Here is a 9,250-nt window from a genome sequence, read left to right on the forward strand (position 1 = left end):
AGATATTCTTGTCTTAATGTTTCATCTGCTTTATCAAGCTCATCAGGACTTTTGCCTTTGGTAAGTCCTAAGAAAGCGTGGGTGGAAGTCGATTTGCTTTATGCTTTCACCCAGAGTTTGAAAAAGATCATTCATTTATATTTTTATATTTTCTCTAGCTTGTTCCATAAGTTCTTTTGTGCTTACTTGTGGTTTGTAATTAAATGATTTAAAATAACTTGAAGCATTTGCACATTCTTTGATTTTAGATTCTAACTCTGTAGGATTTTTTGGATCTTCATAGTATTACATACTTTTTTGGCTCTAAAGAGCAAGCAGAAAAAACACAAGCAGCAACTACACTTAATAAAGCTAGTTTGATTGTATTTTTCATTTTTAATCCTTTTTTTGTATATTTATAATAATTATAATATACTATTATTAACTAATAATATATAAAAAATATTTTTTATATATTATTATTATATATTATGATTACAAAGAGTAACTATTATTGTCTAGTTATCTCTTTTTCAGGTTGTGTTTTTTCCATAGATTTAAAAGCTTTAAGTTTATTATGAAAATCAATGAAATTTAATTGTTTTTTGACTTCATCAAGCCCTTTATTTAAAAAAATGTCATTGAAATCACTTATTCCTTGTTCTGCTTCTTGATTGCTGATTTTTGGAATAATAACTTTAATATCTGAAAATTTTTGTTGAATTTCTTTTGCAGTTTCCACCCCGACATTAGAAAGTCCTTTTAATTCTCTTTTTTTATCATTATCGGCTATTAAGGTAATAGGAGTGTTTTGAAATTTGTTTTTTAGGGTTTCAACGATTTTTGATAAGTTTCCAGCATCTATACCCATTATTACAGGCTTATTGAGTGCTTTGTATATAGTTGCAGCAGTAGCAAAGCCTTCTGCTATGATAAATTCTTTGCAATATTCTAGGTTTTTTGCACCTATTAGGTGAAAACATCCAGATTTTTTTGCAGAATATTCAATGCCTTGCTCTTTTTCTTCTTTAGTTTTAATTACACCAATAATTTTATCACCATTTGGGAATATTCTTTGCACAGACCATAATTTGCCATTTTCATCTTTTAAGGGAATAAGTAAAGAACCTTTGTTATCCTGCTTAAGATAAAAGTTTTCACTAAAACCTTTTTTCTTTAAATAAGGATGATTTGAATGAGCCCAATTAGCTTGATTATATTCTTCTTCAATTTTTAATGCTGTTTTTTGCTGAAGCTCTAAAATGTCTTGTTTCGTATTATTGCTTGTAGAATTATGTAATCTTTTTTGACTAGGAGTTTGATAACTTACAATGTTTTGTTTTGCATTTTCTAAAGGCATTTTCCAATTTTCTTTAATACCTGTTTTAAAATTTTGAATAAAACCAGCGGGGTATTTATCTAAAAATCCACTATAAGCTCCACTCATTTCTCTACCTTTATCTGTTGTTGTTTTTACTCTGTGGATTTTGCCATCCATGATAGGTGAACCATCAATAATTAAACCTTGATTTTCTAAAGCAGATTTAAAAGTAGTTAAAACTTCATTTTCATCAAATGAAAATTCTTTATTTTGGTGCGGATAAAACCATTGTGAGAAAATATTTTTATCTAAGCTTTTTGGAGCAAACCATTTTTTTTCTTTATCATCCCACATTGCCCCTAATGATTTTACTTTTTCTTTGTCTTTAAATGGAACATAAAGATAAATTCTTTTTTGTGGCATCGTATATCCTTTTAGTTTCCTTTAATATTATTATTGCTATAATTGCAATTAAATTCAAAGGGCTTCCTAGTAGCCCACTTTTTTTATATTAACAATATTCCAAAATTTCTTCGTTAAATGTTTTAATTAAATCACTTAAGAATAAATCTATTTTTTGTGGATTTAATCCTATATGAGTGTTTTCTATTTTTGTCGTTAATCTTGGATAATGTTTGCCATTTTTTTCTGTAGTTTTTAAAATATTTTCCCAATGATAACTTCTATTTCTTAGATTTTGTAATAAGCTAAGAACAATATCAACCTTATGCGTATTTCTAAAGCGTAATTTTATACCATTTTCAAAAAAGAAATTTCTATTGTGTTGATTGTAGTTTCTAAAATTGATATTTTTTAAATCCATTATAGAGTTTTGTAATTTATTTTCTTTGATAAGATGAATAATAGCTCCTAAGCTCATACGAGAAAGATATTGATGATGAGATAAATTTCTATTTTTTTCTCTATATTCAATTTCATCTTTAGCTTTTTTAATATTTTCATCATTAGAATTTTTTATCCAATTACTATCTTTCTCTGATAATTTATTATCTAGTTTATTTCTAAGAATAATTTCTAATGTAGCAATTTTTGGAGTGATTTTTCCTACAAATTTAAGGTTATCATAATGCTTTACAATATCATCATTATAAGAAGATAATCTCATTTGAGAAAACAGATCATTAAAATTTGTTAGATTATTCATTCTTTACCTTGATCGAGAATATGTTTTTTCGTTGCTAATTTCTTTATCTGGTAAAACTTTATTTAGTTTTTTTGAAAAATTCATTCATTTTTTCTTTTAACAATATTCATTTTTTAGTTATCTATTTAGCAAAATAAAAAACAATAATTAATTACCATTTTTATTTTTATTAATAAAAACGGATGAGAGAATATCAATATGTTCTAATAAACCTTTTTTGATTCGAGTTTCTGGAAATCTCATAGTATCTAATTGCACAATAAGCCCTTCTTTTCTAGCGTGTTTTACAGCAGGAACAAAATCGCTATCCGAAGTAATTAAAATGATTTTTTCCACTTGGTGTTTATTTGCTAAAGTTGCAATATCAAGTCCTATTTTCATATCTACACCTTTTTGTTTAATATCTATAACAAAATCTTCATTGCTTAGTTCGCTAACATCAATTTCACCTAATCTTACAGCAAAATACGGTTGCTTTCTTAGATGTTTTAATAATTCACTTCTAAATTTATAAGTTGTAGTTTTGCTTAAATTTTTAGATTTATCAGTTTTTTCTATAGGAGGCATAGGAACATTTTTATCTAACGGTTCGCAATCATAAATATAAACTTTATATAAATAGTCTTCACTTCTTCTAAGAGTTTCCCACACATAGTCTTTTAATCTTTTGGCTAATTCTGCGGCTTCCATTGTTTTAATGCTTTTGCGTGTATTGTATCCTTCAATAAAAAAGAAAGATCTACAAGAACAGCAGTCTTTTTTGGTTGAATTATAGAAAATTCTGTATCTTTATTGGACAAATCCATAATATGTAGTCCTATTTGCTAAATCTTGAAGGCAAAATGAGTCGTCATTTTAAAAATATTATGTAAAAAGACCCCTCTATGTGCTAATGATGCTGTAATTCTAACATAAAAACATTAATAAGAACTTACTTAGAGATAAGCAACTCATTTTCTTCTCCTTGTGAAAATTCTAATTCGATTAAGTCAAATAAACTTCGACAGTCATAATCTTTTTCATCTTCAATTTGTCTTTTTGTTTTTTGCAAGGATATTGTAACATTTTTAATTATTAATATTTAAAGTTCTTGCCTCTTTTAAAATCAATTTTCTTATATAAGTGCCATATTCACTTGCTAAATCTAAAACCATTAATTTTTTCAAAATTTCCATTTCTTGTTCATTAAGTCTGCAAACTACTAAATTATCTCTTCTTAGTTTTTGATCTACGGTTTTTCTTCCAGCTGATTTTTTATCAGCTTTACTATATGTTTTTTGAGAGCTTGTTTCAGAGTTTAAAGCTTCTGCTATTGTAAATGGTTTTTTTTCCATTATTATTTATCCTTTCTAATAAAATCTAAAAGTCTTTGATATTCATTGAAAAAGTTTGTATAGCTTAATCTTGAAAGATTGTTTTCATTATAAAGTTCAGTAAAAGAAGCTCCACTACTCATAGAATTTTCAATTATCTTTGAAAATTTAAAGAAAAAAAGATTTAAATCTGTAAAATTGCTTTCAAGAGTTTCACAAATTTGCTTTTTTTCTTTCTCATCTCTATAGTCTGTAACTAAAATACAAACTTTACCATCATTACCTATTTCGTTTAAAGTTTCTAATGTTCTAAGTAAAGAATTATAATTACTCGTGCAAGGAACAATAATCTTATTGCTTTCTTTAATAATATCCAATACTCCTTTTTCTACAAACCCACCAAAATCATAAACGCAATTATCTATTTTTTTTGGAGTTGGTAAAATTTTTGCTTTTTCAGGATAAATTTTTTCTATAATAGAATTATCATTGCTTTGTAAAAAATATTCTAAATCTTTAGCAATTGAAAAAGCAAAAGGAGTCTTTCCAACACCACCTTTTTTATTTATAACAGATATTATCATTAAAAAACCTTTTTTATATTTTTGTATAATATTATATATTATTATTTATTAATAAATAATAAAAATAAATAATATTTATTTTTGTTTCTTTGATTTTTTAGTGATAGTTTTGTTTTATATTCTAAATAATCTTCTAAATGTGTAGGTAGCATGAAGTCAAAAAACAATTAAATTTCATTGATTTTCATAATAAACTTAATACCTTTGAAAATCCTACAAAAACAATATCTCAAAAAGATATAACAAGATAATTCATCATATTAAAATAAAAAATAATTATTTCTTATAATTATTTTGTGAAATATTATATAATAATATTATTATTTAAAATTAATTTTATTATATATTAATAAATATTAGTATATTATAGTTACTATAAATATATATAAAATTATAGAAAAAAGAACTTTTATGCAAAATTTAATTAAACTAAGTTTATTAAGTATAGTTACTGCTTGTGTTTTTTCTGCTTGCTCTTCAGAGCCAAAAAAGTATGTAATACTATGAAGATCCAAAAAATGCTACAGAGTTAGAATCTAAAATCAAAGAATGTGCAAATGCTTCAAGTTATTCTAAATCATTTAATTACAAACCACAAGTAAGTACAAAAGAACTTATGGAACAAGCTAGATAAAATATAAATGAATGATCTTTTTCAAACTCTAGGCGAAAGCATACAACAAATTGTTGATGCTATAAGACAAATAGTCACAAATAATAAGGTTGTTTGAAAGTAAATACTATTATATATTACTAATTTTTAATATATAATAGTTATTTTTAGTAATTAATATTATATGTTAAATTAGTTTTATGTTCCGCATTAAACCAAATCAAGGCATTAATATCTGAACAATTAGTTGAAAATATTTCTGTAAATTCTCCCTCAAACCCAATATCGAATAACAAAGGTATTTCATAAATTTTAAGCCTTTTAGCTTCATTTACACTATTTGGGCTAAAAATAGAATCTATTTCGTTAAATAAAAAAAATTCTCCTTGTTTTGCTTGACAATTTTGACATATATTCATAAGGTAGTAACTTTTTGTTGTATTGGAATATGAAATTTTCATATTATTTTTTTTTAAAATACTTTCTAGCTCTTGAGAATAAGACAAAATATTCCAAATCATTTTAAATTTTGAATTAAATTTCCAATATTTTTTTTCACAATCTAAAAAAGAAGATTTTAAAGCCCCAAAAGCATAAACTGAAATCATCTTAGAACATTTCCAACAAGTAATAAAACCTTCAACAATATACAACTTCTCAGTAACATAAATGGTAAAATTTCTATTTTCTAAATAATCGATAAGGTAAGTTAAATTCCTATAATCTTCTAAATACCAAATTTTATAATCATTATTCCACTTAATCTTATATTTTTTTAATTTATCCTTATTAGAATAAGGAATATTAAGCTTAATATTCATAGTTTTTCTTTTTTAAAATCTCTTTATATTTTCTTACACTCTTAAGAGTATTAAATAAACCTATCAATATTATAATAAAAAATTATAAGCAATAAAAAATAGTCTCGAAAGAAAACTAAAATATCCTCATAAAAAAATTTAAAAGAAGAATTAAAAAGATTGCAAAACTTAAAACCATCATAAACATTGAACCAAAATACAATTTTTCTAAAGTATTAAGTTTATTAGGCTTTAAACACTTTAAAAGAATATTTTTAATTTTCACTTTCTTTTTCCATTTTTTAATTCTTATGATATTATAATAAAATAATAAAAAATTTTTTTATTAAAACCCCTTTTTTGGAGTTACCAAAATCATTTTTTATGATTTTATACAAAAGTTCAAAAATTTTAATTTTTGATTTACCTTTTTTAATATTATAGAATTTAACAAATTTAAGAATTTAGTAACTATTCTATTTATGTAAATGTGTCTTTTAAAGCTCCTATTTTCCATATGGGTGTTCCGAAAAAATATCAAAAACTATTCTATTTATGTTAAAAACTATTCTATTTATGTCAATTTTTTAATAACTTATGGGTGATTGTATGCTGATTTTGCTGACATAAATATAATAAACTATTCTATTTATGTCAATTTTATATTTTAGATGAAATTAGTATTTTTCAAAAAAATAATTTTTTACATAGATATAATAAGTATTGACATAAATATAATAATTTTACTATAATTACTTTATAAAAAGTTGTTAATTTGCACTAAACTATTCTATTTATATCAATTTTTAGGGTGTAAATTAATTGTTTGTTCTATTTATGTCAATAGTAAGGAATTAAATGTTACTAAATATTATTATTGAAAAAGATCAGGATGGATATTTTGCACGCATTCTAGAGCTTGAAGGTTGTGTTTCGCAAGGAAATACCTATGAAGAAACTTTAGCTAATATAAAAGAAGCTGGGGAGCTTTATTTAGAAAGCCTTGCAAATGAAGAAAAAAGAATTATTGAAAATAAAACAACTTCAATTATTCCAATGGTTTTAGCAAATGCCTGAATTGCCTAGAATGACTGCAAAAGAAGCAGAAAAGCTTTTATTGCAAAATGATTTTTCGATTGATAGGCAAAAAGGCAGCCATAGAATCTATAAAAAAGGACTTTATAGAATGGTTATTCCTCACCATAGTGGAGAAATATTGCACCCTAAAATCATAAAACAACTATTTGAGATCATAGAAGTAGCAAAGGATTAAAAAATGCCAAAAAGAAATACTATTGATACTATTACACTCGGACTTTTTAGTGATGAAGATGTTTCTATAATCTGCGAAGATACAATTAAACTGGAAAGGGGCTCTGTAGCTGTATTAAGTGGCAATAGTGAAGTAGGCAAGTCTTTTTTAGCTTTAAAGGTATGTGCTAATGCTGTTAATGATGGCTTAAAACCTTTTTTTTGGAGTGTAGAAGATAAAAATAAAGCAATTTTAGAACGCATAAAAAATATTGAAAGTTTTTATTCTTTTAATGCTGCGGAACTTGAATTTTCGAATGAACTTCCAAAAATCAATAAAGAACCTATAAATTGCTTAAAAGAAGAACTTAATGAGTTAGCAGATTGCGATTTAATTGTTCTTGATACCTTTAGTGCATTTTTCTCAACATTAGGCTTTAAAGATCAAAACAATCAAAACGATGTGCAAAATTTCTTTAATATTTTAACAGATGTAGCAAAATCAAATAATCAAGCCATTTTATTACTTCACCACTTAGATAAAAAAGGTGAAAGTCTTATGGGTAGCTCTGTAATTATAAATGCCCCTAGACTTGTTTATAAACTCTCATTTCAAAAAGGAGAAGATAAAAACTCTACAACTTATCGCTTACTTGAAGTGCTAAAAGATAATAATAATATCAATGCTGGCGAGTTTCAAAAAACAATCAAAGTATTACAGAACTCTAGCATTGATGAACCTTTAGTTAAAGATATAAAAGTGGAAAATATTGACAATCATACCTTAGAAATTATCAACAAAAAAGATATTTCTGCTGTAAGTGTTAATGATTTAGCGGAAGGCTATGTAACAATGAATGAAAATAGAGGAGTTTTTTATTTAAGCTCACGAAAGCTTACTGATTCTAATTTTTATAAAGCATTTAAAGAAAATGACAATAAAATAGAATTTGGAATGCTTGGTGCAAATGGTTCATCATATGCTATTACTCTTAAAAATTCTTTACTAACGCAAACACATAGAAGTATTTTAGATGCTTTATTTTTATATATCAAGAAAAATGTAGATACAAGTGTTATTAAAAAATATCAAGAAAATTTTTGGGATATGGAAGTAAGATTAGAGCCTTATAAATTTTTAAAACAATATCTTAATAAAGCTCCTAGTAATTATTCTTGGTTAAAACAAAAATTTACAGAAATTTCTCGTTTTGCATATGATTTAGCCTTTACGCAAAACATTGAAGATAAAGATAAAGATAAAAAAACAATTACACAAAGAGATAAAGGGATTTTAATGTTTGATTCTGTAGAGCGTATCACAAAAGAAAATGGCGTGATTGTATCTGTATTTGTATTGACAGTTCGTAGGGAATATATCAAAAGACTTGAAACAGAATCTACTCTTTCATATGATGATGACTTATCAAAAATACTCATTGATTTAAATTCTTTAGTTGCACAGGATTTAATTAGATTTTTGACAAGTTTTCCTGATAAGAAAATCCTTAGTTATAGTGAGTTTTGTGAAATTAAAGCTTATAGACTTTATAAAGAAAGTTCTATCATTTCAAAACAAAAAAAGGAGATTGCTAAATTAAAAGATAAGCTTATAGAATTTGGAATTAATGTTTATGGCAAAGGTATAGAATTTGCAAATTATGATGATGAATTTTTTTATAACAAGTATAAAAATGAAAATGATTTGTTTTTTATCTACCAAAGTAATAATAGAGTAAAAAGATATATTAAGCGTGGTGATCCAATGAATCGATTAAACACCAAAAGTAATAAATTTATCTTACAGAAGTCTTTATTTGAGTGAATCACCCATCTGCTAAAGTAAAGTGGGTTTCTTGCTTCAACGAATAGATAACTAGTATATAACCATTTTTAATACCCTACTAGAGCTATCCTCTACCCCAACTAGCATTAGCAATAGATTTAGATAAGTGTTTGTTTTTAATTAGTCCTTTAATATTTAGATTTTCAACAGCTATAAAATCATATAAATTTGTGATTTCATCGCTTATCTTATGTAAATAATCATCTCTTGCTCTTGTAATTTTTTGATGAGCTTTAGCTACTTTAAGTTTAGCTTTTGCGCGATTATTTGAACCTTTTTGTTTTTTTACTCATTTGTATCCTTGTCTTTTTGTTTTTTGCAAGGATATTGTAACATTTTTAATTATTAATATTTAAAGTTCTTGCCTCTTTTAAAATC

Annotated in this window: 10 protein-coding genes and 1 pseudogene; 4 read left to right on the plus strand and 7 right to left on the minus strand. The window is 25.0% G+C overall.

Annotated elements, in window-relative coordinates; genetic code table 11:
* Nucleotides 1–207: hypothetical protein (locus ELQ12_RS10420; protein ID WP_208379393.1), on the plus strand; the 207-nt coding region annotated here is incomplete at its 5' end.
* 283 nt (nt 208–490) lie between these two features.
* On the opposite strand, the gene ELQ12_RS08860 is transcribed toward ELQ12_RS10420, so the two are convergent.
* The 6 genes from ELQ12_RS08860 to ELQ12_RS08890 form a co-directional block, all read right to left on the minus strand.
* Complete coding sequence (locus tag ELQ12_RS08860; RefSeq protein WP_070261061.1) at nt 491–1,723, minus strand: DUF5710 domain-containing protein; 1,233 nt, start codon at nt 1,721–1,723, stop codon at nt 491–493.
* Between the two features lie 88 nt (nt 1,724–1,811).
* Nucleotides 1,812–2,465 carry a hypothetical protein gene (locus ELQ12_RS08865; protein WP_052781596.1) on the minus strand — a complete coding sequence of 218 codons (654 nt, stop codon included), beginning with the start codon at nt 2,463–2,465 and terminating at the stop codon, nt 1,812–1,814.
* Nucleotides 2,466–2,612: 147 nt separating this feature from the next.
* Nucleotides 2,613–3,155 carry an NYN domain-containing protein gene (locus ELQ12_RS08875; RefSeq protein WP_002819317.1) on the minus strand — a complete coding sequence of 181 codons (543 nt, stop codon included), beginning with the start codon at nt 3,153–3,155 and terminating at the stop codon, nt 2,613–2,615.
* Nucleotides 3,156–3,532: 377 nt separating this feature from the next.
* On the minus strand, nt 3,533–3,799 hold the full coding sequence (locus ELQ12_RS08880; protein ID WP_002779707.1) for a hypothetical protein: 267 nt from the start codon (nt 3,797–3,799) through the stop codon (nt 3,533–3,535).
* 2 nt (nt 3,800–3,801) lie between these two features.
* A complete protein-coding gene (locus ELQ12_RS08885) occupies nt 3,802–4,362 on the minus strand; it encodes a hypothetical protein (RefSeq protein ID WP_002802083.1) in 561 nt (186 codons plus the stop codon).
* 780 nt (nt 4,363–5,142) lie between these two features.
* Nucleotides 5,143–5,796 (minus strand): conjugal transfer protein TraC, encoded by a 654-nt coding sequence (locus ELQ12_RS08890; RefSeq protein ID WP_079757453.1) that lies wholly within the window; start codon nt 5,794–5,796, stop codon nt 5,143–5,145.
* Between the two features lie 837 nt (nt 5,797–6,633).
* Here ELQ12_RS08890 and ELQ12_RS08900 point away from each other — a divergent pair.
* From ELQ12_RS08900 to ELQ12_RS08910, 3 genes are read left to right on the plus strand one after another with little or no spacing between them, the layout of a single operon-like run.
* Entirely contained in the window at nt 6,634–6,852 is a 219-nt protein-coding gene (locus ELQ12_RS08900; protein WP_002818418.1) for a type II toxin-antitoxin system HicB family antitoxin, read from the plus strand.
* Complete coding sequence (locus ELQ12_RS08905) at nt 6,845–7,048, plus strand: type II toxin-antitoxin system HicA family toxin (RefSeq protein WP_002790340.1); 204 nt, start codon at nt 6,845–6,847, stop codon at nt 7,046–7,048. Before ELQ12_RS08900 ends, ELQ12_RS08905 begins: the two co-directional genes overlap by 8 nt.
* A gap of 3 nt (nt 7,049–7,051) precedes the next feature.
* Nucleotides 7,052–8,851 (plus strand): AAA family ATPase, encoded by a 1,800-nt coding sequence (locus tag ELQ12_RS08910; RefSeq protein WP_060787643.1) that lies wholly within the window; start codon nt 7,052–7,054, stop codon nt 8,849–8,851.
* 91 nt (nt 8,852–8,942) lie between these two features.
* Here the strand turns inward: ELQ12_RS08910 and ELQ12_RS08915 are convergent.
* Nucleotides 8,943–9,158 (minus strand): annotated as a pseudogene (locus ELQ12_RS08915) (transposase); the annotation flags it as partial.
* Nucleotides 9,159–9,250 lie beyond the last annotated feature (92 nt).

The sequence above is a fragment of the Campylobacter sp. US25a genome (genome assembly GCF_004379075.1).
Classification (GTDB): domain Bacteria; phylum Campylobacterota; class Campylobacteria; order Campylobacterales; family Campylobacteraceae; genus Campylobacter_D; species Campylobacter_D jejuni.

Bases quoted from the DNA above. Each gene is read 5' to 3' on its own strand.
- ELQ12_RS08880 (WP_002779707.1), bottom strand. From the start codon at position 3,799: ATGGAAAAAAAACCATTTACAATAGCAGAAGCTTTAAACTCTGAAACA.
- ELQ12_RS08900 (WP_002818418.1), top strand. From the start codon at position 6,634: ATGTTACTAAATATTATTATTGAAAAAGATCAGGATGGATATTTTGCA.
- ELQ12_RS08905 (WP_002790340.1), top strand. From the start codon at position 6,845: ATGCCTGAATTGCCTAGAATGACTGCAAAAGAAGCAGAAAAGCTTTTA.
- ELQ12_RS08890 (WP_079757453.1), bottom strand. From the start codon at position 5,796: ATGAATATTAAGCTTAATATTCCTTATTCTAATAAGGATAAATTAAAA.
- ELQ12_RS08860 (WP_070261061.1), bottom strand. From the start codon at position 1,723: ATGCCACAAAAAAGAATTTATCTTTATGTTCCATTTAAAGACAAAGAA.
- ELQ12_RS08910 (WP_060787643.1), top strand. From the start codon at position 7,052: ATGCCAAAAAGAAATACTATTGATACTATTACACTCGGACTTTTTAGT.
- ELQ12_RS08875 (WP_002819317.1), bottom strand. From the start codon at position 3,155: ATGGAAGCCGCAGAATTAGCCAAAAGATTAAAAGACTATGTGTGGGAA.
- ELQ12_RS08865 (WP_052781596.1), bottom strand. From the start codon at position 2,465: ATGAATAATCTAACAAATTTTAATGATCTGTTTTCTCAAATGAGATTA.
- ELQ12_RS08885 (WP_002802083.1), bottom strand. From the start codon at position 4,362: ATGATAATATCTGTTATAAATAAAAAAGGTGGTGTTGGAAAGACTCCT.